The sequence below is a fragment of the Pseudomonas sp. GOM7 genome, assembly GCF_026723825.1.
Lineage (GTDB): Bacteria > Pseudomonadota > Gammaproteobacteria > Pseudomonadales > Pseudomonadaceae > Aquipseudomonas.
Map to the genome: position 1 here is coordinate 4,774,869 of NZ_CP113519.1, position 23,165 is coordinate 4,798,033.

The 23,165-nt window shown below is 61.6% G+C and carries 19 protein-coding genes; 12 read left to right on the forward strand and 7 right to left on the reverse strand.

Annotation, left to right across the window (positions count from 1 at the left end):
- Nucleotides 1–149: 149 nt before the first annotated feature.
- The gene (gene thiI, locus OU800_RS21135) at nucleotides 150–1,604 is read right to left on the reverse strand and encodes a tRNA uracil 4-sulfurtransferase ThiI (protein ID WP_268179307.1); all 1,455 of its coding nucleotides are present in this window, start codon (nucleotides 1,602–1,604) and stop codon (nucleotides 150–152) included.
- 328 nt (nucleotides 1,605–1,932) lie between these two features.
- Between thiI and glnA the strand changes: the two genes are divergently transcribed.
- The 5 genes from glnA to ntrC all read left to right on the forward strand — a co-directional run bounded on the left by glnA (nucleotide 1,933) and on the right by ntrC (nucleotide 8,417).
- Complete coding sequence (glnA, locus tag OU800_RS21140; RefSeq protein ID WP_024309829.1) at nucleotides 1,933–3,339, forward strand: glutamate--ammonia ligase; 1,407 nt, start codon at nucleotides 1,933–1,935, stop codon at nucleotides 3,337–3,339.
- A 1,127-nt stretch (nucleotides 3,340–4,466) separates the two neighbouring features.
- Complete coding sequence (locus OU800_RS21145; RefSeq protein WP_268179308.1) at nucleotides 4,467–5,051, forward strand: DUF4124 domain-containing protein; 585 nt, start codon at nucleotides 4,467–4,469, stop codon at nucleotides 5,049–5,051.
- A 2-nt stretch (nucleotides 5,052–5,053) separates the two neighbouring features.
- Nucleotides 5,054–5,668: a DUF4124 domain-containing protein gene (locus tag OU800_RS21150; protein WP_268184394.1), complete on the forward strand. Its 615-nt coding sequence runs from the start codon at nucleotides 5,054–5,056 to the stop codon at nucleotides 5,666–5,668.
- 230 nt (nucleotides 5,669–5,898) lie between these two features.
- Entirely contained in the window at nucleotides 5,899–6,987 is a 1,089-nt protein-coding gene (gene glnL, locus OU800_RS21155) for a nitrogen regulation protein NR(II) (protein WP_268179309.1), read from the forward strand.
- Nucleotides 6,984–8,417 carry a nitrogen regulation protein NR(I) gene (gene ntrC / locus OU800_RS21160; RefSeq protein ID WP_268179310.1) on the forward strand — a complete coding sequence of 478 codons (1,434 nt, stop codon included), beginning with the start codon at nucleotides 6,984–6,986 and terminating at the stop codon, nucleotides 8,415–8,417. Before glnL ends, ntrC begins: the two co-directional genes overlap by 4 nt.
- A 50-nt stretch (nucleotides 8,418–8,467) precedes the next feature.
- On the opposite strand, the gene OU800_RS21165 is transcribed toward ntrC, so the two are convergent.
- Together OU800_RS21165 and OU800_RS21170 are read right to left on the reverse strand one after the other, a co-directional pair.
- Complete coding sequence (locus OU800_RS21165) at nucleotides 8,468–9,118, reverse strand: DUF2076 domain-containing protein (RefSeq protein ID WP_268179311.1); 651 nt, start codon at nucleotides 9,116–9,118, stop codon at nucleotides 8,468–8,470.
- Nucleotides 9,119–9,226: 108 nt separating this feature from the next.
- Nucleotides 9,227–9,625, reverse strand: coding sequence for an NINE protein (locus OU800_RS21170; RefSeq protein WP_268179312.1), 399 nt, complete (start codon nucleotides 9,623–9,625; stop codon nucleotides 9,227–9,229).
- A 147-nt stretch (nucleotides 9,626–9,772) separates the two neighbouring features.
- On the opposite strand from OU800_RS21170, the gene OU800_RS21175 reads away from it, so the two are divergent.
- Together OU800_RS21175 and OU800_RS21180 are read left to right on the forward strand one after the other, a co-directional pair.
- A complete protein-coding gene (locus tag OU800_RS21175) occupies nucleotides 9,773–10,984 on the forward strand; it encodes a putative DNA modification/repair radical SAM protein (protein ID WP_268179313.1) in 1,212 nt (403 codons plus the stop codon).
- A complete protein-coding gene (locus OU800_RS21180; protein ID WP_268179314.1) occupies nucleotides 10,984–11,871 on the forward strand; it encodes a TIGR03915 family putative DNA repair protein in 888 nt (295 codons plus the stop codon). The genes OU800_RS21175 and OU800_RS21180 overlap by 1 nt, the downstream gene beginning before the upstream one ends.
- Here the strand turns inward: OU800_RS21180 and OU800_RS21185 are convergent.
- Complete coding sequence (locus OU800_RS21185; protein WP_268179315.1) at nucleotides 11,837–12,982, reverse strand: PilT/PilU family type 4a pilus ATPase; 1,146 nt, start codon at nucleotides 12,980–12,982, stop codon at nucleotides 11,837–11,839. The genes OU800_RS21180 and OU800_RS21185 overlap by 35 nt on opposite strands.
- Before the next feature lie 126 nt (nucleotides 12,983–13,108).
- Nucleotides 13,109–14,143, reverse strand: coding sequence for a type IV pilus twitching motility protein PilT (locus OU800_RS21190; protein WP_268179316.1), 1,035 nt, complete (start codon nucleotides 14,141–14,143; stop codon nucleotides 13,109–13,111).
- A 65-nt stretch (nucleotides 14,144–14,208) separates the two neighbouring features.
- Between OU800_RS21190 and OU800_RS21195 the strand changes: the two genes are divergently transcribed.
- The 5 genes from OU800_RS21195 to OU800_RS21215 all read left to right on the forward strand — a co-directional run bounded on the left by OU800_RS21195 (nucleotide 14,209) and on the right by OU800_RS21215 (nucleotide 18,855).
- Nucleotides 14,209–14,901, forward strand: coding sequence for a YggS family pyridoxal phosphate-dependent enzyme (locus tag OU800_RS21195; RefSeq protein ID WP_268179317.1), 693 nt, complete (start codon nucleotides 14,209–14,211; stop codon nucleotides 14,899–14,901).
- A 17-nt stretch (nucleotides 14,902–14,918) separates the two neighbouring features.
- Nucleotides 14,919–15,734 carry a pyrroline-5-carboxylate reductase gene (gene proC, locus OU800_RS21200; RefSeq protein WP_268179318.1) on the forward strand — a complete coding sequence of 272 codons (816 nt, stop codon included), beginning with the start codon at nucleotides 14,919–14,921 and terminating at the stop codon, nucleotides 15,732–15,734.
- Between the two features lie 54 nt (nucleotides 15,735–15,788).
- Nucleotides 15,789–16,382: a YggT family protein gene (locus tag OU800_RS21205; protein WP_268179319.1), complete on the forward strand. Its 594-nt coding sequence runs from the start codon at nucleotides 15,789–15,791 to the stop codon at nucleotides 16,380–16,382.
- Between the two features lie 2 nt (nucleotides 16,383–16,384).
- Nucleotides 16,385–16,675 (forward strand): DUF167 domain-containing protein, encoded by a 291-nt coding sequence (locus OU800_RS21210; RefSeq protein WP_268179320.1) that lies wholly within the window; start codon nucleotides 16,385–16,387, stop codon nucleotides 16,673–16,675.
- A 212-nt stretch (nucleotides 16,676–16,887) separates the two neighbouring features.
- The gene (locus tag OU800_RS21215) at nucleotides 16,888–18,855 is read left to right on the forward strand and encodes a dynamin-like GTPase family protein (RefSeq protein ID WP_268179321.1); all 1,968 of its coding nucleotides are present in this window, start codon (nucleotides 16,888–16,890) and stop codon (nucleotides 18,853–18,855) included.
- A 98-nt stretch (nucleotides 18,856–18,953) separates the two neighbouring features.
- On the opposite strand, the gene OU800_RS21220 is transcribed toward OU800_RS21215, so the two are convergent.
- Both OU800_RS21220 and OU800_RS21225 read right to left on the reverse strand, forming a co-directional pair.
- Nucleotides 18,954–19,928, reverse strand: a complete 975-nt coding sequence (locus OU800_RS21220; RefSeq protein WP_268179322.1) for a tetratricopeptide repeat protein — start codon at nucleotides 19,926–19,928, stop codon at nucleotides 18,954–18,956.
- Between the two features lie 22 nt (nucleotides 19,929–19,950).
- A complete protein-coding gene (locus OU800_RS21225; RefSeq protein ID WP_268179323.1) occupies nucleotides 19,951–23,151 on the reverse strand; it encodes a hypothetical protein in 3,201 nt (1,066 codons plus the stop codon).
- Nucleotides 23,152–23,165 lie beyond the last annotated feature (14 nt).

The following is a 23,165-nucleotide window of genomic DNA, read 5'->3' on the forward strand; positions in this document are numbered from 1 at the left end:
GTGTGTATCTCGATCAGAGGATTCGGTGTGTCGCCCAGCCTGGACGACGAATATGAACAAAACTGTTTCAGCGAACCAGACAGGGCATCGCTTGAAGCGCCAGGTCGGGAGGGCGATGGCGGATACTCCCGCCATTCAACCCCGGCGTCCTATGCCGGACGATAAACGCGCACATTGGCATGCCCCTCGCTCAGCAGGTGATGGGCATGCAGGCGGCTCATGACGCCCTTGTCGCAATACAGCAGGTACTGGCGGTTCTCATCCAGTTCCTTGAATTTGTTGTTCAGCGCGTAGAACGGCAGCGCCTGCACCTCGACACCCGGCACGTCCAGCGGCTCGTCTTCGGCGGCATCGGGGTGGCGAATGTCGATGACGATCTGCCCGGCCAGGGCCTCGCGCACTTCCTCGACCTGCACGTCCTTGCCCAGCTCATCGATCACCCGATCGATGGGCAGCTGGGTCGCGCGCTCCAGGGCACGATCGAGGATGGCCATGTCGAACTGCGCCTCCTCCTTCTCCACGCGGTAACCGCGCGCCTTGGTGGTCGGGTTGACCGAGATCACGCCGCAATACTCGGGCATGTTCTTGGCGAACTCAGCGGTGCCGATCTGCGTGGCGGTGTCGATGATGTCCTGCTTGTGGCTGGCGATCAGCGGGCGCATCACCAGCATGTCGGTGGCCGAATCGATCACCGCCAGGTTGGTCAGCGTCTGACTCGACACCTGACTGATCGCCTCGCCGGTGACCAGCGCCTCGATCTGCAGCTTCTCGGCAATACGGGTCGCGGCACGCAGCATCATGCGCTTGAGGATCACGCCCATCTGGCTGTTGTCGACCTTGCCGAGAATCTCGCCGACCACTTCCTCGAACGGCACGCTGATGAACAGCACGCGCTGCGAGCGGCCGAACTTCTGCCAGATATGGTGCGCCACTTCCATCACGCCCAATTCGTGTGCACGGCCACCCAGGTTGAAGAAACAGAAATGACTGACCAGGCCGCGGCGCATCATCTGGTAGGCCGCCACGGTGGAATCGAAACCACCGCTCATCAGTACCAGCGTCTGCTCCAGCGAGCCCAGCGGGTAGCCGCCCAGGCCTTCGTGGCGGTTGTGCACCACGAAGAGGCGCTGATCGCGAATCTCCATGCGCACTTCGACTTCCGGCTTCTTCAGATCGATACCGGCCGCCTCGCACTCGCGGCGCAGGCGCGAACCGACATGGCGTTCGACGTCGATGGAGCTGAAGGCGTGCTTGCCGCCGCGCTTGCAGCGCACGGCGAAGATCTTGCCCGGTAGCTGCTCGGCATAATGGCGCTTGCAGTGTTCGGTGATGTCATCGAGATCGCCCAGCGGGTATTCGTTGACCTCGAGGAACAGGCCGATACCAGGGGTGTTACGCAGGCGCTCGGTCATCTCGGCGAGCAGCTTGGGATCGTCCAGGTCGGTTTCCACCTCCAGGTTGTCCCATACACCCGTTACCCGCAGGGCGGGGTCAAGATCGCGCAGCACGGCGCGGATGTTCTTCCCCAACTGGCGGATGAACTGCTTGCGCACCGGGCGACTCTTGATGGTGATTTCCGGGAAAACTTTGACGATCAGCTTCATGAAATAAGCGCCCGAACAGGCAGCGGAAAAACAGGGGCGCGGATTATAGCGGAAATTGTTCAAGCTTTGACCAAAAATACTGCGCCATGCAGACGATGCACCAAAATTGCACATATAAGGAATTTGCAGCCCTTAAATGGTGCAAAACCACCGGCATAAATACCGCGCAAGCGGCACGGCGCCTGAGTTTCGCGGCCTCTGCCCAATAAAGGGCACTGGCATGCAATTTGCTCCCTTGTGAGGCAGGTCGCCCTGGAGGACTATCCCGCCGGGCTTCACCGTACATATCGGGGCTCATCGATACGAGCCTTTCCATCTGGAGGACAACATGTCTAAGGCTGTTCAACTGATCAAAGAACACGACGTGAAGTGGGTAGACCTGCGCTTCACCGATACCAAGGGCAAGCAGCATCACGTGACCATGCCGGCCCGTGACGCCCTGGACGAAGACTTCTTCGAGCACGGCAAGATGTTCGATGGCTCGTCCATCCATGGCTGGAAAGGCATCGAAGCCTCCGACATGATCCTGATGCCGGTCGACGAAACCGCCGTACTGGATCCGTTCACCGAAGAGCCGACCCTGATCCTGGTCTGCGACATCATCGAGCCGAGCACCATGCAAGGCTACGACCGCGACCCGCGCTCCATCGCCAAGCGCGCCGAAGAATTCCTGAAAACCACCGGCATCGGTGACACCGTATTCGTCGGCCCGGAGCCCGAGTTCTTCATCTTCGACGAAGTGAAGTTCAAGTCCGACATCTCCGGCTCGATGTTCAAGATCTACTCCGAGCAAGGCTCCTGGATGACCGATCAGGACGTCGAAGGCGGTAACAAGGGCCACCGTCCGGCCGTCAAAGGCGGTTACTTCCCGGTTCCGCCGTGCGATCACGACCATGAAATCCGTACCGCCATGTGCAACGCCATGGAAGAGATGGGCCTGGTCGTCGAAGTGCACCACCACGAAGTGGCCACTGCCGGTCAGAACGAAATCGGCGTGAAGTTCAACACCCTGGTCGCCAAGGCTGACGAAGTTCAGACCCTGAAGTATTGCGTGCACAACGTCGCCGACGCCTACGGCAAGACCGCCACCTTCATGCCCAAGCCCCTGTACGGCGACAACGGTTCGGGCATGCACGTGCACATGTCGATCTCCAAGGACGGCAAGAACACCTTCGCTGGCGAAGGCTACGCCGGTCTGTCCGAGACCGCTCTGTACTTCATCGGCGGCATCATCAAGCACGGTAAGGCCCTGAACGGCTTCACCAACCCGTCGACCAACTCCTACAAGCGTCTGGTTCCGGGCTTTGAAGCACCGGTGATGCTGGCCTACTCGGCTCGCAACCGCTCCGCCTCGATCCGTATCCCCTACGTTGCCAGCCCGAAAGCCCGCCGCATTGAAGCGCGCTTCCCGGACCCGGCTGCCAACCCGTACCTGGCCTTCGCTGCTCTGCTGATGGCCGGTATCGACGGTATCCAGAACAAGATCCACCCGGGCGATGCAGCCGACAAGAACCTGTACGACCTGCCGCCGGAAGAAGGCAAGCTGATTCCGCAAGTGTGCGGCAGCCTGAAAGAAGCCCTGGAAGAGCTGGACAAGGGCCGCGCGTTCCTGACCAAGGGCGGCGTGTTCTCCGACGACTTCATCGATGCCTACATCGAGCTGAAGAGCGAAGAAGAAATCAAGGTGCGCACCTTCGTGCACCCGCTGGAATACGACCTGTACTACAGCGTCTAAGCCAGCTTGCGCCGCCTCGTGCGGTGCTCTCGAAAGCCCCGCCTGGCCAAGCCTGGCGGGGCTTTTTTATGGCTTTTCGCGGAAGCTCGGGGAAGGTCAGTCTTTGATACCGGACTGGCAAGGTTGTGTGTTGTCTTGTTGGCCTGTGTTGGTGTCCTGGGCGCCGCTTCGGTGTGTTCAGATATTCCGGGTTTCGCCCCCTCGGGCGACTCACTTTTCTTTGAACTGCGCAAAGAAAAGTAAGCAAAAGAAACGCACCCCCGCCATCCGGGTCTCGCTGCGCTCGACTTCCCTCACTTCGGCACCGCTCCGGGGTCGGCTTACAAGGGCCGTCCCTGGCCCTTTAAGCCTCTCGCGGCATCCATGCCGCTCGCCCCCTGCGCAATGCCTACGTTCGGCCTCCTGAAGGGGGAGTTAGCGCGCCTGAACGTACAGTTGTTCCGAGCATGCGCGGCGTGTTCTGGTAGCAGTGGAAGCACGACGTGGCTGTCGAATTAAACCAATAGTTTCATTCGCGCAGTTTCATGTATTGAACGGCTTGCCGACTTGCAGCCGGCATTCAGGTCAGCCTTAAGGCTGACCCATGTTCAAGCACTCTTCGCTAATTCTGGGTTACCTCGGGTTCAGGCGCGTGCAGAGCCCGCCCAGGAGGGCGAACGGAATCGTCGTGGAAGAGGTCGAGCGACATGGATGTCGCGACGACTGCATGGATGCAGGAGGTAGAGCGACGCAGGATGCCAAAGCCGAGAGCCGCGATGGGCCTGGGATGGCCCACCGCGGCGGGCCTATGGAACGGCGATGGAGTGAGCGAACCCTGGCGCAGCCAGGGCCGGATGATCGGGCGGAAGGGTTTGGTTACTTTGCCCGCAAAGTGACTCGCCCGGGAGGGCGAAACCAAGAACATCAACAAAAACGCGGCAATCCGGAACACACACCCGAACAAACGAGAACCCAACACACAGCTGTCCCGCCCCGGCACCAACCAAGCACTCCCCGAGAACGCGAAGAACCGTTCTGATAAAAGCACCCTGCTTTTGCAGGCAAAGATCACAGCCAAAGCGCCCCGCGCTTGCCAGGAACCCATAGCAGTGCAAGGCTTAGCCCATCATCCGAGCAAGGATAGGCCCATGCGCCCATTACTCGTCTGCCTGCTGCTTGCCCTGGCCCTGCCGGCCAGCGCGCAGATCTACAAATACACCGACGCCAACGGCAATACGGTGTACACCAACCAACCACCGGACGGCACCGCTGCCGAGAGCGTCGAGCTGCCGCCGACCAATACGGTGGATATGCAGACGCCCAAGCTTCCCCCACCCACATCCTCTGGCGAAGAGAAGGCAGAGGCGCCCTACAAAGTGCTGCGGCTCACCGGCATTCCCGACGACGAAGCCATGCGCGCCAACAACGGCTCCTTCGTCGTCGGCGTGAACATTCAGCCGCGCCTGCAGCCAGGTCACCGCCTGCGTCTGATCCTCGACGGACAACCCTACGGCCAGGCAAGCAATGTGACGAGCCTGCAATTGACCAATATCGACCGCGGCGAGCACAGCCTGGCCGTGGCGGTGCTGGACGGCGATCGGGTGATCCAGCAAAGCGCGACTGAGACCTTCACCGTGCAACGCATCAGCCTCAACAGCCCGGCCAGGCAACCAGCCGCTCCGCCGCCCCCTAAGCCAGCCCCCAAACCCGCCAAACCTGCAAGCAACGGATGATGATGCGAACACTCCTGCTGGGCCTGCTATTGCTGGCCCAGGGCGCTCAAGCGCAGGTCTACACCTATATCGATGCCGAAGGTAATCGCGTATTCACCGACAAGCCTCGCAGCAGCAGTGCCGAGCGTGTATATATCGCGCCCTCCAACAGCACCCAGATGAATACGCCCCAATCCAGCGTCCGCGTTGCCCCACCAGCCGTGACCAAGCCGGTGGTGCACTACCAGCTCCTGCGCATCCTGCTGCCCGAGCCGGATGCTTCGATCCACCATGCTGCGGGCGACATGATCGTCACCCTGACCAGCGAGCCCGGCCTGCTGCCCGGCCATAGCTACCGCCTGTTGCTCGACGGCGTGGTCCAGGGCGAGCCCAGCCGCAGCCCGGTGTTTTCCCTGCAGCACATCGACCGTGGCACGCACCAGTTGGTGGGCGAGATCATCGATTCTGCTGGCCTGATCGTCGAACGCACCCCAGCGCAGCCCTTCCACATGCACCGCATGTCGCTGGCGCAGAAGCGCAAGATCAGACCGTGCAAGAAGGACGACTATGGCGTGCGCCCGGAGTGCCCGCTGAAAGACAAGCCCCCGGAAAAGCCCAGTATCCTGCCATTTCTCTAGGGCCTGCTGCCGTTTCGCGCAGGACGTCGAAGTGGCAACAGCCCCAACGAGCACCATTTTGGTGCATTAAATCGCACCAAACTTTATTCTCTCCCTGTTTTGGGTCGAAACGTCCCGCCTGATCGCCTTGCAGTCCGCCCTGATCCCGAGATGACGCAGAAAAAATGCGTCTTTTCGGGGCCTTGGTTTGCTTCTTGCATTTTCCTGCCCATTGCCGGAAAGCACTGCCTATGACCATCAATGACGCGCTGCACCGCCTGCTACTCGACAACCTGACCACTGCCACCCTGCTACTCAACAGCCAGTTATGCCTTGAGTACATGAACCCGGCGGCGGAAATGCTCCTGGCCGTCAGCGGCCAGCGCAGCCATGGCCAGTTCATCAGCGAGCTATTCACCGAATCGCCCGAGGCGTTGTCGTCCCTGCGCCAGGCGGTGGAACAGGCGCACCCGTTCAACAAACGCGAAGCGGTGCTGACCTCGGTGACCGGGCAGACGCTGACCGTGGACTACGCGGTGACGCCGCTGTTCAGCAAGGGTGAAACCTTGTTGCTGCTGGAGGTGCACCCGCGCGACCGCCTGCTGCGCATCACCAAGGAAGAAGCCCAGCTATCCAAGCAGGAAACCACCAAGCTGCTGGTGCGCGGCCTGGCTCACGAGATCAAGAACCCGCTGGGCGGCATCCGTGGCGCAGCGCAACTGCTGTCGCGCGAGCTGCCCAACGAAGAGCTCAAGGACTACACCAACGTCATCATCGAAGAGGCCGACCGCCTGCGTAACCTTGTCGACCGCATGCTCGGCTCGAACAAGCTGCCGTCGCTGGCGATGACCAACGTGCACGAAGTGCTGGAACGGGTGGCCAACCTGATCGAGGCCGAGGCACAGGGCAGCGTCATTCTGGTGCGTGATTACGACCCGAGCATCCCCGACCTGTTGATCGACCGTGAGCAGATGATCCAGGCCGTGCTCAATATCGTGCGCAACGGCATGCAGGCCATCGCCGGGCAGAAGCACGACATGGGCCTGGGCCGCATCAGCCTGCGCACCCGAACCCTGCGCCAGTTCACCATTGGCCATACCCGCCACCGCCTGGTGGTCAAGGTGGAGATCATGGACAACGGCCCCGGCATCCCGCCGGAACTGCAGGAAACCATCTTCTACCCCATGGTCAGCGGTCGTGCCGACGGCACCGGCCTTGGCCTGGCCATCACCCAGAACATCATCAGTCAGCATCAGGGCCTGATCGAATGCGAGAGCCACCCAGGCCACACCGTGTTCTCGATCTTCCTGCCACTGGAACAAGGAGCGACCACGCCATGAGCCGCAACGAAACCGTCTGGATTGTCGACGACGATCGTTCCATCCGCTGGGTACTGGAAAAGGCCCTGCAGCAGGAAGGCATGAGCATCCAGAGCTTCGACAGTGCCGACGGCGTCCTCGCCCGCCTGACCCGCCAGCAGCCGGACGTGATCATCTCCGACATCCGCATGCCGGGCGCCAGCGGCCTCGACCTGCTGGCCCGCATCCGCGAGCTGTATCCGCGCCTGCCGGTGATCATCATGACCGCGCACTCGGATCTGGACAGCGCCGTGGCCAGCTATCAGGGCGGTGCCTTCGAGTACCTGCCCAAGCCGTTCGACGTCGACGAGGCGGTCTCCCTGGTCAAGCGCGCCTTCCAGCACGCCCAGGAGCAACAGAGCCTGGCCGCTCCGGCCGCCCAGGCACGTACCCCGGAAATCATCGGCGAAGCGCCGGCGATGCAGGAGGTGTTCCGTGCCATTGGCCGCCTGTCCCACTCCAATATCACCGTGCTGATCAACGGTGAATCCGGCACCGGCAAGGAGCTGGTGGCCCATGCTCTGCATCGCCATAGCCCGCGCGCGGCGGCTCCGTTCATCGCCTTGAACATGGCGGCGATCCCCAAGGATCTGATGGAGTCCGAGCTGTTCGGCCACGAAAAAGGCGCCTTTACCGGCGCAGCCAACCAGCGCCGTGGACGCTTCGAGCAAGCCGACGGTGGCACCCTGTTCCTCGACGAGATCGGCGACATGCCGGCCGATACCCAGACGCGCCTGCTGCGCGTGCTGGCCGATGGCGAGTTCTACCGGGTCGGTGGCCACACCCCGGTGAAGGTGGACGTGCGCATCATCGCCGCCACCCACCAGAACCTGGAAACCCTGGTGCAGGCCGGCAAGTTTCGCGAAGACCTGTTCCACCGCCTCAACGTCATCCGCATCCATATTCCACGCCTGGCCGACCGCCGCGAAGACATCCCCACCCTGGCCAACCACTTCCTCGCCCGTGCGGCGCAGGAGCTGGCAGTCGAGCCCAAGCTGCTCAAGAGCGAAACCGAGGATTACCTCAAGCACCTGCCCTGGCCGGGCAACGTGCGCCAGCTGGAGAACACCTGCCGCTGGATCACCGTCATGGCGTCGGGGCGCGAGGTGCATGTCGACGACCTGCCGCCCGAGCTGCTGACCCAGCCGCAGGACGCCGCCCCGGTAACCAACTGGGAGCAGGCGTTGCGCCTGTGGGCCGATCAGGCCCTGGCACGCGGCCAATCCAACCTGCTCGACAGCGCCGTGCCGGCCTTCGAGCGCATCATGATCGAGACCGCCCTCAAGCACACCGCAGGCCGTCGCCGCGATGCCGCCCTGTTGCTGGGCTGGGGCCGCAATACCCTGACGCGCAAGATCAAGGAACTGGGCATGAAGGTCGACGGCGGGGATGACGACGACAGCGACGACTGAAGCCTCCAGGCGGATGACGGCAGCCTGTGCGATGCCGTCATCCGCGTCGTTTAGCTGAAAAAGCTGTCGTCACCACCGTCGAAGAAATCACCACCGTCGAAGTAGCTGTCATCGGCATAGCTGTCGCCTGGCGAACCCGCATCGAAATTGCCGGGATCCTGCTGCAGCGGAGGCTCGACCACCTCGACGATCTCCGTCGGGCTGCCGTGATGGAACAGGCCGCTGAGCATATCGGCCATCATCACACCACCGGCCACACCGGCCGCCGTCTGCAAGGCACCGCGCATGAAACCACCACCCTGCCCCGGCAGTGCAGCCGGTTGCGCCGGTCGCGGGTCGCTGGCGGCAGCGCCCTGGGAAAAGCGCGTTTGCCCCCAGCCGTCCGGGCGCGAGCTCGGCTGCGGCTGAGCATCACGCGCACCACCACCGAACAAACCGGAAAGAAAGCCGCCGCTGCTGGGGCGTTGTTGCTGCATCTCGGCCAGTTGCGCTTCCAGCTCCTTGACCCGCTGATCCTGGCGCTTGAGTGCCGCCTCCTGAATCAGGATGGTCTGCGCCATGTAATAAGGTGCCGCCGGCTGGCGCGCGACATGCTCGGCGATATGCGCATCGGCCTCGGCATCGCGGGCAGCGCTCTGCCGCTCGGCGTCGTGCAAACGCGAGAACAGGCCATCGATCAGGGTTCGTTCTTCGGAATTCATGGGTGCCTCGTTTACTGCAAGTGGCACATCCCTGTAGGGAATTCCTGCGAGGCAGATGCCTCGCTCTGCAGCGTTTGAGCGAGACGCCAGAACGCAGTTCCCTGCCGATCAGCCGCGCTGAGCGTTCTTGATGGAAATTTGCGTATTGAGTGTCCAGAAGTCATAGAGCACGCCAACCAGAAACAGGCCGCCGGTCAGCAGATAGATGATTCCGGTGATCCATTTGCCCTGGTACATGCGGTGCACGCCGAACACGCCGAGGAAGGTCAGCAGTATCCAGGCCACGTTGTAGTCGATCTCACCGGCGGTGAAACGCAGGTCGGCCTCGCGATCCATCGCCGGAATCAGGAACAGGTCGATGATCCAGCCGATGAACAGCAGGCCCAGGGTGAAGAACCAGATGGTGCCGGTCACCGGTTTGCCGTAGTAGAAGCGGTGCGAACCGAGAAAACCGAATATCCACAGCAGGTAGCCGATCAGCTTGCTGTGCGTGTCCTGTCGTTGCATGGCGACCCCCTTGTGCGACATAGCATTATGACGCCACGGTTGTTGAAAAGGTTTCCTCCGCCGGCCTCACGGAATGACCGCACGAATGGCTTGATAGCATTGCGGCACCCGGATACTGTATATAAAAACAGTATCGATATTCTCCGCATGCAACTGATCGAAAAGCTCACCATCCTCGCCGACGCCGCCAAATACGACGCCTCTTGCGCCAGCAGCGGCGCACCGAAACGCAGCTCCAAGGGCAAGGCAGGAATCGGCTCGACCAATGGCATGGGCATCTGCCACAGCTACACACCGGACGGGCGTTGCGTGGCGCTGCTGAAGATCCTGCTGACCAACTTCTGCCTGTACGACTGCCAGTACTGCATCAACCGTCGCTCCAGCGATGTGCCTCGGGCGCGCTTCTCCCCCGAGGAAGTGGTGACCCTGACCCTGGACTTCTACAAACGCAACTGCGTCAGCGGCCTGTTCCTCAGCTCCGGCATCATCCGCTCCGCCGACTACACCATGGAGCAGTTGATCCGTGTCGCCAAGCTGCTGCGCCGGGAGCACCAGTTCCGTGGCTACATTCACCTCAAGACCATCCCCGACGCCGCGCCGGAGCTGATCGCCGAGGCCGGCCTGTATGCCGACCGCCTCAGCGTCAATATCGAACTGCCCACCGAGACCAGCCTGCTGCGCCTGGCGCCGGAGAAGAACGTTGGTAGCATTCACCAGGCCATGCAGCACATTCACCTGGGTGAGCGCGAGGCCAAGGAAGAGCGCCGTGCGCCGCGCTTCGCCCCAGCCGGGCAGAGCACGCAGATGATCGTCGGCGCCGACGCCACCGACGACAGCACCATCCTGCACAACGCGCAGACGCTTTACAGCGACTATCGCCTGCGCCGCGTCTACTACTCGGCCTTCAGCCCCATCCCGCAAAGCCCGAAGACGGTGCCCTTCGAGGCGCCGCCATTGCTACGCGAACACCGTCTGTATCAGGCCGACTTCCTCATGCGCGGTTATGGCTTCAGCGCCACGGAGCTGCTGGCTGGCCCCGGTAACCTGGCGCTGGACATCGATCCCAAGCTGGCCTGGGCGCTGGCCAATCGCGAGCAATTTCCCGTCGACCTGAACCGCGCCGATGAGTCCTTGATCGCCCGCGTGCCTGGCATCGGCGTGCTCAGTGCGCGGCGCCTGGGTGCGCTGCGGCGTGAGCGACGCATCCGCTATGAAGACCTTACCCGCCTGCGCTGCGTACTAGAGAAGGCCAAACCCTTCATCGTCACCCAGGACTACCGCCCACCGCGCGCCGAACACGAATCCATGGTGCTGCGCCAGCAACTGCGCGACACCCCGGCACAGATGGCGCTGTGGTGATGCACAGCCTGCGCTTCGACGGCACCTTCGCCACCTGGCGCCAGGCAGCACGCCGCGCCTTGCTGCAGGGGCTGGCGCCGCATCAGGTGCAATGGCTGGACGAAGAAAGCGCGCCCGGCCTGTTCGATGAAGCGGCCGAGCGCGCACCGGAGCCCAGCGGCCGCCTGCGCGTTTCTCCCGAGTTGCTGGACCTATTGGAAAGCGCCGCGCAATACCGTGGCGACGAGCGCTGGAGCCTGCTGTACCGGGTGCTCTGGCGCTTCGTGCAGGGCGAGCGCAGCGCCATCCTGGCCGGCGACCCCGACGGCAGCGAGCTGCAGCGCCGGCTCAAGGCCGTGCGCCGTGAAGCGCACCACCTGCACGCCTTCGTCCGCTTCCAGCCGTGCAAGACCGAAGGCGCGCCGGACTTCGTCGCCTGGTTCGAGCCGGCGCACGACATCCTCGCCTCGGCCAGCGGCCACTTCGCCGAACGCCTGGGCAAGCACAGTTGGTTGATCGCCACCCCACGCGATGGCGTGCTCTGGGATGGCCAGCACCTGCAGCACGAGCGGCGCTGCCCGGCGCAGTGGCAAGCCTGGGCACAACAGCCCGAGGATGACGGCCAGGCGCTATGGCGCGCCTACTACGGCAGCACCTTCAACCCGGCACGCCTCAATCGCACGGTGCTGCAGCAGCATCTACCGCTACGCTTCTGGAAACATCTGCCGGAAGGGCCGCTGATCCCGCAGTTGATGAGCGAGGCACGCGCCGGCGCGCAGCGCGACGGCCAGGCTCTGGTGCTGGTCGGCAGGAAGGGCAAACGCATTGCCCGAATGAACGAAGGGGACGCATCGCGTCCCCCGTCTGGCAGCGTCAGCGGAAACGACGCCCCGGATCTTCCTCGCTGATCTCCAGCGACAGGCCCTGCGCCATGCTCGTCAGGTGGTCGCCATCGGTTTCCGAGCCCAGCTTGATCATCAGGCGCAGGTCGTTGGCCGAGTCGGCATAGAGCAGCGCGTCCTCGTAGGTAATCTCGCCCTGGGTGTAGAGGTTGTACAGCGCCTGATCGAAGGTCTGCATGCCCTGCTCGGTGGAGCGCTTCATCAGGCTCTTGAGTTCGTGGATCTCGCCCTTGCGGATCAGGTCGGCGGCCAGCGGCGTGTTGATCAGCACCTCGATCACCGCACGACGGCCCTTGCCGTCCGGGGTCGGCACCAGTTGCTGGGCGACGATGGCCTTGAGGTTGAGCGACAAATCCATCCACACCTGGTTGTGTCGATCCGGTGGGAAGAAGTTGATGATGCGATCCAGCGCCTGGTTGGCGTTGTTGGCGTGCAAGGTGGCCAAGCACAGGTGGCCGGTCTCGGCGAAGGCCACGGCGTGATCCATGGTTTCGCGGGTACGCACCTCGCCGATCATGATGACGTCCGGCGCCTGGCGCAGGGTGTTCTTCAGCGCCACCTCGAAGGAGTCGGTGTCGATGCCCACCTCACGCTGGGTGACGATGCAACTCTGGTGCTGGTGGATGTACTCGATCGGATCCTCGATGGAAATGATATGGCCACTGCTGTTGCGGTTACGGTAGCCGATCATCGCCGCCAGCGAGGTGGATTTACCCGTGCCGGTGGCACCGACGAACAACACCAGGCCGCGCTTGGTCATCGACAGTTTCTTGAGGACTTCCGGCAGCTTGAGGTCGTCGAGGGTGGGAATGTTGGTTTCGATGCGGCGCAGCACCATGCCCACCAGGTTGCGCTGGTAGAAGGCACTGACACGGAAGCGGCCGATGCCGCGCGCGCTGATGGCGAAGTTGCACTCGTGGTGCTCGGCGAAATCGCGGCGCTGGGCATCGTTCATCACCCCCAGCACGGTTTCGCGAGCCTGCTCCGGGGTCATGGGGTTCTTGGTCACCGGCATGATCTTGCCATTGACCTTCATCGAAGGCGGCACACCGGTGGTGATGAACAGATCCGAACCACCCTTTTCCACCATCAGACGCAGCAGCTTCTCGAATTCCATCGTCGCTCTCGTAGCTTCGTGTGCAATACCGCCGGCAGGTGACTGCCGAATCGTAGGAGCGAGCTCTGCTCGCGAACAGGCTAACGCCAAAAGCTTCGCTCGCGATGTTCGCTCCTACACCAGTTCCTATAAGTTTTCCGGACTCTTGGCCTTTTCCCGCGCGCTGTCGCGGCTGACCAGGCCCTTGGCCACCAGGGTCTTGAGGCAGGCATCGAGGGTCTGCATACCCAGCGCGCCTCCAGTCTGGATCGCCGAATACATCTGCGCCACCTTGTCCTCACGGATCAGGTTACGGATGGCCGGCGTACCGATCATGATTTCGTGGGCCGCCACGCGACCACCACCGATCTTCTTCAGCAGGGTCTGCGAGATCACCGCCTGCAGCGATTCGGACAGCATCGAGCGCACCATGGATTTTTCCTCGGCGGGGAACACGTCGACCACGCGGTCGATGGTCTTGGCCGCGGAGGTGGTGTGCAGGGTGCCGAATACCAGGTGGCCGGTTTCCGCCGCGGTCAGCGCCAGGCGGATGGTCTCCAGGTCACGCATCTCGCCCACCAGGATGATGTCCGGGTCTTCCCGCAGCGCCGAGCGCAGGGCTTCGGAGAAACCATGGGTGTCGCGGTGCACCTCGCGCTGGTTGACCAGGCACTTCTTCGACTCGTGGACGAATTCGATGGGGTCTTCGATGGTGAGGATATGGTGGTACTTGTTGCTATTGAGGTAGTCGAGCATCGCCGCCAGGGTGGTCGACTTGCCCGAGCCGGTGGGGCCGGTGACCAGCACCAGGCCGCGCGGCACGTCGGTGATCTTGCGGAATACCTCACCCATGCCCAGGTCGTCCATGGTCAGCACCTTGGACGGAATGGTACGGAACACCGCACCGGCGCCCCGGTTCTGATTGAAGGCGTTGACCCGGAAGCGTGCGACACCCGGCACCTCGAAGGAGAAGTCGGTCTCGAGGAATTCCTCGTAATCCTTGCGCTGCTTGTCGTTCATGATGTCGTAGATCAGCGCGTGCACCTGCTTGTGATCCAGCGGTGGCAGGTTGATGCGGCGCACGTCGCCGTCGACGCGGATCATCGGCGGCAAACCGGCCGAGAGGTGCAAATCCGACGCGCCTTGCTTGGCGCTGAAGGCAAGCAGCTCGGTAATATCCATGGGACTCCCCAATTGCAGGCAAGCAGGTAGAATGCCGCGAACGCTTAACGGCCGGGCCGCAAGTAATGTCCACGATAGCAGAGAATATTGCAAAGGTCGGAGCGCGCATCCGTGAGGCGGCGCAAGCATCGCAGCGCGATTTTGCAGGGATCGGCCTGCTCGCGGTGAGCAAGACCAAACCCGCCGAGGCCATTCGCGAGGCGCATGCCGCCGGTATCCGCGACTTCGGCGAGAACTACCTGCAGGAAGCACTGGAAAAACAGGCCACCTTGAGTGACCTGCCCTTGATCTGGCACTTCATCGGCCCCATTCAGTCGAACAAGACCCGGCCCATCGCCGAGCATTTCGACTGGGTACATTCGGTGGATCGCCTGAAAATCGCCCAACGCCTGTCCGACCAACGCCCTGCGCACCTGCCCGCGCTGAATATCTGCCTGCAGGTCAATGTCAGCGGTGAGCAGAGCAAATCCGGCTGCAGCCCTGCAGAGCTGGCGGAGCTGGCCCAAGCCGTGGCCGCTCTGCCCAACCTGCATCTGCGCGGGCTGATGGCGATACCCGAACCCACCGATGATGTCGCCGCGCAGCACGCTGCCTTCGCCCGTCTGCGCCAGTTGCGTGACGACCTGGCGCTGAACCTCGATACCCTGTCCATGGGCATGAGCCATGACCTGGAAGCCGCCATCGCCGAAGGCGCCACCTGGGTACGCATCGGCACCGCCCTGTTCGGCGCCCGCGACTATGGCCAGCCCACTCACTGAATGAAGGAATTCCCGCAATGAGCAACCCGATCATCGCCTTCGTCGGCGCCGGCAACATGGCCGCCAGCCTGATTGGCGGCCTGCGCGCCCAGGGCGTGGCGGCCAGTGCCATCCGCGCCAGCGAGCCTGGCAGCGAACAACGCGCACGGCTGCAGCAGGAACAGGGCATCGCCACCTTCGCCGACAACGCCGAAGCCATCAAAGGCGCCGACCTGATCGTGCTGGCGGTAAAGCCGCAGGTCATGAAGGTAGTGTGCCTGGATCTGGCCGCACACCTCACACCGAACCAGGTAATAGTCTCCATCGCCGCCGGCATCAGTTGCGCCAGCCTGGAGAAATGGCTGGGCGAGCGCCCTGTGGTGCGCTGCATGCCCAACACACCGGCGCTGCTGCGCCAAGGCGTATCCGGCCTGTTCGCCAACCCGCGCGTCAGCGCCGAGCAGAAGGCGCAGGCCGAGCAGGTGCTTAGCGCGGTCGGCCTGGCCCTGTGGCTGGACGAGGAAAGCCAGCTCGATGCCGTCACCGCCGTTTCCGGCAGCGGCCCGGCCTACTTCTTCCTGCTGATCGAGGCCATGACCGCAGCCGGCGAACGACTCGGCCTGCCACATGAGACCGCCGCCCGCCTGAGCATCCACACCGCCCTGGGCGCCGCACGCATGGCCAGCGAAAGCGACGTGGACGCCGGCGAGCTGCGCCGCCGCGTCACCTCGCCGAACGGAACCACCGAAGCGGCGATCAAAACCTTCCAGGCCGGCGGCTTCGAGGCGCTGGTACAACAGGCACTCGATGCCGCCGCCAACCGTTCGGCCGAACTGGCCGAGCAACTGGGCTAGGGTCTGTCGACGACGACCACGCCGAAGTATCAAGTGCCCTTAAAAGGAGACAGCATGTCCGGACTCATCGAAGCCCTCATCTACATCATCCAGACCCTCGGCAGCCTGTACCTGCTGATCGTGCTGCTGCGCTTCATCTTGCAACTGGTGCGCGCCGACTTCTACAACCCGCTCAGCCAGTTCATCGTCAAGGCCACGCAGCCGCTGCTGACGCCGCTGCGCCGCATCATCCCCGGCATCGCCGGGCTGGATCTGGCCTCGCTGATCCTGGCCATCGTGGTGCAACTGCTGCTGATGATCGTCACCCTGACCCTGATGGGCTACAACGTCGGCGGCTTCATCCTGCAGCTGCTGGTGTGGTCGATGATCGGCGTGACCTCGCTGTTCCTCAAGGTGTTCTTCTTCGCCCTGATCATCAGCGTGATCCTCTCCTGGGTCGCGCCCGGTAGCTACAACCCCGGCGCACAACTGGTGAACCAGATCTGCGAACCGCTGCTGGCGCCCTTCCGCCGCCTGCTGCCTAATCTGGGCGGCCTGGATATATCGCCGATCTTCGCCTTCATCGCCATCAACCTGGCGGATCGCTTCATCATCGGCGGCCTGGCGGCCTATACCGGCCTGCCGCCCATGCTCAGCCCCTTCCTCTGAGGATGAGTTTCTACCGCTGGGACGGCGAGGATCTGATCCTCGACTGCCACCTGCAGCCCAAGGCGAGCAAGGACGAGTTCGCCGGGCTGCACGGTGAGCGGCTGAAGATCCGCCTCACCGCCCCGCCCGTGGAGGGCAAGGCCAACGCCCACCTGCAGGCCTTCCTGGCCAAGGCCTTCGGCGTCGCCAAGAGCCAGGTGAGCCTGGAAAGCGGCGAGCTCAACCGGCAGAAACGCCTGCGCATCCGCGCCCCCCGCTGCCTGCCCTCCCTGCCTGGTCTGCAGCGCCCCTGACGACCGCTCGGCCACCCCAGCCGACCATAAGGCGGGACTGTCGCAGCAGCGATTGACGCTTACCTCGTACCTCGCATAATGCAGGCTAACCGCATGACCCCATGCACCCTGGCGGCTGAATGACGCGCCCGTGCCAGGCCAAGGCCGAGCACTGCAGCTATCGAACGCCCTGAACCGTGTTGCTGTACGTATCGCCCGAGAGGAGAGCCAGGATGAGCATGGAACGTCTCAGTCAGCAGGTGGATGCCTACGTAGGTTGGAAGCGCGAACTGATCCGCGAGATCACCCGCTACCGGGGCTGGCTCGAACACAACCGCCTCAGCTCCGACGCCGTCACCAGCAAACTCGAGCGCGCCCTCAAGCTGCTGCGTACCGACCATATCACCCTGGCCTTCGTCGGCGAGTTCTCGCGCGGCAAGACCGAACTGATCAACAGCCTGTTCTTCTCCGAATATGGCCAGCGCATGCTGCCATCCCAGGCCGGACGCACCACCATGTGCCCCACCGAGCTGTTCTTCGACCCGCGCTCGGAGCGCTCCTACATCCACCTGCTGCCCATCGAGACGCGCAGCACCTCTGCCAGCGTGGCCCAGTTCAAGCGCATCCCCCGCCACTGGGTGAGCATCCCGCTGGACAGCAGCGACCCGGAGAACATGGCTCAGGCCTTCAGCCAGGTAGCCAAGACCAAGGTCATGCCCGTGGAACAGGCGATCCAGCTCGGCTTCCACCCCGACATGCTGGAAAGTGCGGACAAGCGCGGTCATGTACTGGTGCCGGCCTGGCGCCATGCCATGGTCAACTTCGACCACCCCTTGCTGCGCCAGGGCCTGCGCATTCTCGATACGCCCGGCCTCAACGCCCTGGGCAGCGAGCCGGAACTGACCCTGTCGATGCTGCCCAATGCCCAGGCGATCATCTTCCTGCTGGCCGCCGACACCGGCGTCACCGCCAGCGACATGCAGATCTGGCAGCAGCACATCCGTCAGCTCGATGAAGACACGCCTACCAGCCTGTTCGCCGTGCTGAACAAGATCGACATGCTGTGGGACGACCTGGCCGGCGAAGCCTTCGTACACAACGCCATCGCCCAGATGCAGAGCGCCACGGCCAAACAACTTGGCCTCGACCAGGCCGACGTGTTGCCGTTGTCGGCCAAGCAGGCGCTGCTGGCCAAGGTGCGCCAGGATGAAGCGCTGCTGGCGCGCAGCCAGATGAGTGAACTGGAAAACCTGTTGTGCGAACGCATCGTCGCGCAGAAGGAACGCCTGATCGAAGAACAGGTGGTGCGTCAGGTGCTGGCACTGCTTAACAACAGCCAGCACGTACTTGGCCTGCGCCTGGAAAAGGTCAACGAACAACTGGCCCTGCTCGGCAACCACCAGCAGGACAACGGCCAGCTACTGCTGGAACTGACCGCCAAGACCAAGGACGATCACAACCTGCACCACAAGCGCCTGCTGGGGCTGAAGACCAACCAGCGCCTGCTGCAACGCCAGGGCCAGTTGCTGCGCCATGCGGTACGCGCCGAACGCCTGCAGGAGCACCTGGAAAAAGTTCGTCGCAACCTCAGCGGCAGCTGGACCACCCTGGGCATCAACCAGGCCATCGTCAGGTTCTTCCAGGCCGTGGAGCAGGATCTGCACAACCTGCAGCACGAAGCCGACCTGGCCAACAAGATGGTCGCCGCCATCTACCAACGGCACAACGAAGCGAGCCCACTGCACGGCGTCGACGCCCCGCAGTTGCAGATCAAGCGCTACTGGCGCGAGCTGCGCCAGCTACAGGCCAAGGGCGACCAGTTCCGCCTGCACCTGAAAACCCTGCTCACCGAACAGCGCAGCCTTACCCGCCGCTTCTTCGCCACTTTGGCGCAGGAGGCCATCGGCCTGCACCAACGCCTGCGCCACGACGCCGAACAATGGGCCGCCGACGCCCTGATGCCGCTGATGCAGCACACCCTGGAACACAAGCAGATGCTGGAAAGCCACATGCTGCGCCTCAAGGCCCTGGCCCAGGAAACCCAGCAAAGCCGCAAACGCAGCGAGCAACTGGCGCAATACCAGGAAGAACTGCAACAACAACTGGCCCAGGCCGCCGACATGCTCCGCACCCTGCGCCGCCCGGCGCCGGTGCAGCGCCAGGGCAAGGTGGTCAGCTTGCCGGTGGCGGCGCGGTTGTAGGAGTTTTGGGGCGAGAGAAGAACTTCTTACGCGCGGAACGCTTGGCTAGATATGATGAGCTGGATTGGTTTACCACCAACCAAGCCTCATGTTGCTCATCAAAACCCAAGTTTGGGAGGAAAATAAGACAAAGGCGGATGACTAGCCTTCCACTCCTCGGCAAACACCTTGGCTTCTTCGATTTGCTCAGGGGTCATTTTGGCTGCGATGTCCGGGAGCACATCCTCTGCAAAATCCTTTGAGCTCCCCCCACCATCCAACTTCAATAACAGAGACATCAAGCCATATCCCTTTACAAGATCCAGCGGAAAGCCAAGCCTATTGTCTGGCGTGTGAGCTAAGTCAGCCGCATATTCGCCTATAGCGCGGGCGTCCCCCGCCTCAGCCATCTTGACAAGCCAATACCTGGCCTTTTCAAGTTCGCCTCGCTCCTGAAAAATAATCATATATTGATTCATGCCATCTATACTGCCACCTTCAGCCGACTTCTTGATTAGCTCCTCAATACGCTGAGACTTATTCCACGGCCACTGAAAGGGACCTTCACCTTCTTTGTAACGCATAGCCAGTAGATATTGGGCCTGTGGATATCCAGCCTCGGCGGATTTTTCCAACCAATCGAAGTCACTGATGCCTAGATACAATACATACATGGCTTCAGCATCGCCCTTGGCGGCGCGAGCTTTGGCTTCCCTTTCAAACATAACAATCCAGTCACTAGAAGTCTTGGCGTATTCAGGGCACTCGTTAGCCAAACTACAGAGATTTCCTCCGTGATAAGCTAAACGCACCATGGCATACAAGTCGCCCTGATTAGCAGCGGCTGCCAACCATTTATAAGACTCTTCCGTTACGAAGCCTGCCTGGCGTAGCGACTCGCCCAAATAATATTGGGCCTCTCTATCGCCAGCCTCTGCAGCAATGCGCAAATACTTATCGCCATTTTTATATTGATTATAAAGCGCAATACCCTTTTCCTTGGCTGCCCGTTGCTCAGCCGTCAGATTACCTGCTGATAACGCCCCAACAAATAAAATAGATACTAAAAAGATCGCTATTTTTGCTTTCAACATCCTTTGCCCCCTTAAACCCAGCTTATTCCTCAGAACCTATATAATGTGCAATAGGCTGTCGCCAAGACTGCGCAGGGCTATACCATGAGGTCACCCTGCATATTTTTTCAAAATTCTGATCCAGAATATTCATATGCTTCTTGTAGCGAGCACGCATAAGGTCATTATCACTCCCCTCTCTGCCTACTCGTTCAACCCCCTCCCGCATAAACTCATCGATTGCCAGGCGATTGCTGCAGTAGGCTTGGCCAGCTTTGGGCTCGGGTTCACCAAAGGCATTCATTCGGATGCAGGCCTGGTAGAACTGAATTCGAGCATCTGCCAGCGAGTTGGTGCTTTGCGCATGCTGCACGACCCAGCCTAATACCCGCTCGATAGCCCGTTGTTGAACCAGCCAGCAGCCTGAATGCGTATAGGGTTTTTTCAGCTCGCGATAACTTTGGGTTTCTTCGTTGTAGACATAATCCACCGCAGTAAATGCCTCTGCCGGACTGCTCAGAGTCCAGAGAATCGGCCCCAGGGCAGCGGGGGTGGCCTCGACGATCCAGCGGCGTAGTTCTTCCGGATTGCTGTAGGTCATAAGCGAATGCGCGATTGGGCCGCCCTTGCCACCACGGGTCAGAGCTTCGTACAGGCTCATGACCAGGTCGTAGCCCTTGAGGAAGATCATCGCGGTATCGAGGCCCACCAGGCTCAGCAGGTTGAGCTTGTCGAGAAATTCGCGTGTTTCCTGATCGACCCAGTCCAGTGGGTAACCCTGATTGCGGTAGAGCTCGCGACGGTAGATATCGAGCAGGCCGGCAATGGCCTGATAGCCAACGGCAAAGGTGAACTCGCCTTCCACGCCCGGCCCGACGATGAGCGCTGCACGCATCTTGAGCACCAGGCATCTGTTGACCAATGACAGGCTGAAATCACCCTTGGCACCAATACCAAGCGCAGCACTGATGCTGCCGTCCAGTTGCGCCAGTGGCATCCACTGCTTCTTGGCTTGCTCGGCCAGGGCTGCGCCGCTCTTGAGGGGGGCCTGGAACCGGGCAGCGACGTCTTGCGGTGGTGCCCAGTTGAGAGCCCCCACCAGCTTGATGCCAGCCTGGATGCCAGCGAAGACGTCGAACTTACCCGTTAAGCCGCCATCGACGGGTGGATGACTTTCAGACATGGGGCCGCTGGAGTAGGTGCGATTTAGAACACCTCGCTCGGCTTCCTGCTGAGTATCGATACTGGGAGCCTGGCTATTCTTGCTGGGACCCAGACGCAGGCTGCCGTTGAGCATCAGAGAAGCGCCGGCAAAGCCCCAGGCGACCAAATTGAAATAGAGCGCAAAGCGGCCCAGCTCGATGAAGACTTTTTCGTTGCGATAGTTGTAATAATGCGCCGACAGTGATTTAGCCGTTTCCATGGACGGCAATTCAACGTCGCATAACTGCACTTCACCACGGGCCGGGCTCCAGTCGAGGGTCAGGCCTGCTGAGGCGGTAAAGCCTTCGGCCATGCTGAAAGAGGGAGCAGTGGTGGTAACCACCTTGTGAACGTTACTCACCGGAGGGGTAAGGCAGCGAATTAGCTGGGACTGAGGGCTGGCATTGAACAGGTTCAAACCTAGCCCTGCTTTGTCTTGAAACAACACCTGGCGCAGGGTGTCACCCCAACTCTTGCGCGAAGCTTCATCTTCCAGAGTGGTGACCTGGTAGCCACGCTTTTGCAGTTCGCCATGGAATCTGTCGATGTCGAACAGGCCTTCCTTGTCGAACCAGCCGCCCTCCTGGTCTTCAAGACGCAGCCCTCCCTGCTCCTTCAGCCAGGCTTCAAGGGCTGTGCTGGTCTGACTCGCCACACTACCCGCTCCCGAGACCGCATCGCCGTACTGCAGCCCTTCGGTATTGAGTTTGTCGATATCCTTGCCAAGGTGGGTCAGCATCTTTTGCAGGCTGAACTGTTCGAGAATACGCTCGCCTTTCGGCGCACTGAATTCCCGGAGTGGGAAGTTGGTCTTGACCAGGCGTTCGACCGGCACGGGCGCAAAGCTTTCCGGCTCCCACAGCAAGGTGCGGCGAGGCTCGCTGTTGACCACGTTGCTTTGCGCCAATTGACGCAGTTCATCGAGCGCTTGCTGCAGCTCATCCCACTTGGCTCGCTCGGCATCAAACAGGCCAGCAGGCGCGGCAAGATTCTTGCCGGTTGCGTTCAGCCATTGCTCATAACGGTCAGCGATGCGCTGGTTGATGGCTTTCTGTTCCTGAAGCAGATCGAGATAGCGCTGATAGGCGCTGACGCCTTCCGCCAATTGAGCTTCGCTCCCAGCCAAGGCGAACTCGGGCAGCGCCAAACCATACTGCGCAGCCTTGAGCATGGCTTCGACATAGGCCTTGTGCTTTTGCACCGTTTCCAGTCTTTCAGCCTTACGCCGCTTGTAGCTCATGAGTTGTGGGCGACAATCTACGCTGCATTGCGCGAGCACTTCGTCGAGCTCGACTTGGCTTTCCTTAATGGCTTTATCCAGATCGCTAGTCAGTACCTTGGGTAGTGGCCCATCTTCCAGCAGGGCATCGCGCGCCTGCAGGTAGGCCTGCACAGCGTCACGGGCAGCGATTGCCTCGGGCATGAAGATTTGCTCGTTTTCCACCACATAACCCAGGATCTTGGCTTTTTCGTGGGCGACCTTCCGTAATTCCAGCCACTCGCGATGCAGGATCTGCAATTGGCGCAACTCCTCCATGCGCCTGAGCATGTCTTCATGCTGCGCCATGGCCTCGTCACGGTCGGTGGTGGTGCGGTAGTCAGGCACCGTGTCTTCGCGCAGATCTCGTTGATGCAACTCCAGCGCCGGATCTGCAATGCTTGGATACTCGCTCTCGAAGTACTGCATACGAGCCCGCTGCTCGCCTTCGAGGAAGTTGCTGAGCTTGGGCTCGAGGAAGTATTCCAGCAACGCGTAATCGTCTAGTGCGAGCTTGCGGGCATCCGCGTCGAGATCAGGCGAGAGGGCTTGTGTCAGTTGATGGCTGGACTCCTGCATGGCGTCCACCGCCGTTTGCGGTAGAAGCCAGAACGCTCGTTCCCCAGTGGCATAGATGATGCTGTCGTATTGCGTGGTGCAGGGCTGACGAGGCTGCTCCTGGAGGTTTTCTTCCTCACTGTGACTAGCCTGCTCTTCACAACGCGCAGGCAGTTTGAGGGTGTTATCCACGCGAGTGCTGTTTGCGGTATCCGTGCTTTGCATGCTGCGTTCCTTCA

Bases quoted from the DNA above. Each gene is read 5' to 3' on its own strand.
- thiI (WP_268179307.1), bottom strand. From the start codon at position 1,604: ATGAAGCTGATCGTCAAAGTTTTCCCGGAAATCACCATCAAGAGTCGC.
- glnA (WP_024309829.1), top strand. From the start codon at position 1,933: ATGTCTAAGGCTGTTCAACTGATCAAAGAACACGACGTGAAGTGGGTA.
- OU800_RS21145 (WP_268179308.1), top strand. From the start codon at position 4,467: ATGCGCCCATTACTCGTCTGCCTGCTGCTTGCCCTGGCCCTGCCGGCC.
- OU800_RS21150 (WP_268184394.1), top strand. From the start codon at position 5,054: ATGCGAACACTCCTGCTGGGCCTGCTATTGCTGGCCCAGGGCGCTCAA.
- glnL (WP_268179309.1), top strand. From the start codon at position 5,899: ATGACCATCAATGACGCGCTGCACCGCCTGCTACTCGACAACCTGACC.
- ntrC (WP_268179310.1), top strand. From the start codon at position 6,984: ATGAGCCGCAACGAAACCGTCTGGATTGTCGACGACGATCGTTCCATC.
- OU800_RS21165 (WP_268179311.1), bottom strand. From the start codon at position 9,118: ATGAATTCCGAAGAACGAACCCTGATCGATGGCCTGTTCTCGCGTTTG.
- OU800_RS21170 (WP_268179312.1), bottom strand. From the start codon at position 9,625: ATGCAACGACAGGACACGCACAGCAAGCTGATCGGCTACCTGCTGTGG.
- OU800_RS21175 (WP_268179313.1), top strand. From the start codon at position 9,773: ATGCAACTGATCGAAAAGCTCACCATCCTCGCCGACGCCGCCAAATAC.
- OU800_RS21180 (WP_268179314.1), top strand. From the start codon at position 10,984: ATGCACAGCCTGCGCTTCGACGGCACCTTCGCCACCTGGCGCCAGGCA.
- OU800_RS21185 (WP_268179315.1), bottom strand. From the start codon at position 12,982: ATGGAATTCGAGAAGCTGCTGCGTCTGATGGTGGAAAAGGGTGGTTCG.
- OU800_RS21190 (WP_268179316.1), bottom strand. From the start codon at position 14,143: ATGGATATTACCGAGCTGCTTGCCTTCAGCGCCAAGCAAGGCGCGTCG.
- OU800_RS21195 (WP_268179317.1), top strand. From the start codon at position 14,209: ATGTCCACGATAGCAGAGAATATTGCAAAGGTCGGAGCGCGCATCCGT.
- proC (WP_268179318.1), top strand. From the start codon at position 14,919: ATGAGCAACCCGATCATCGCCTTCGTCGGCGCCGGCAACATGGCCGCC.
- OU800_RS21205 (WP_268179319.1), top strand. From the start codon at position 15,789: ATGTCCGGACTCATCGAAGCCCTCATCTACATCATCCAGACCCTCGGC.
- OU800_RS21210 (WP_268179320.1), top strand. From the start codon at position 16,385: ATGAGTTTCTACCGCTGGGACGGCGAGGATCTGATCCTCGACTGCCAC.
- OU800_RS21215 (WP_268179321.1), top strand. From the start codon at position 16,888: ATGAGCATGGAACGTCTCAGTCAGCAGGTGGATGCCTACGTAGGTTGG.
- OU800_RS21220 (WP_268179322.1), bottom strand. From the start codon at position 19,928: ATGTTGAAAGCAAAAATAGCGATCTTTTTAGTATCTATTTTATTTGTT.
- OU800_RS21225 (WP_268179323.1), bottom strand. From the start codon at position 23,151: ATGCAAAGCACGGATACCGCAAACAGCACTCGCGTGGATAACACCCTC.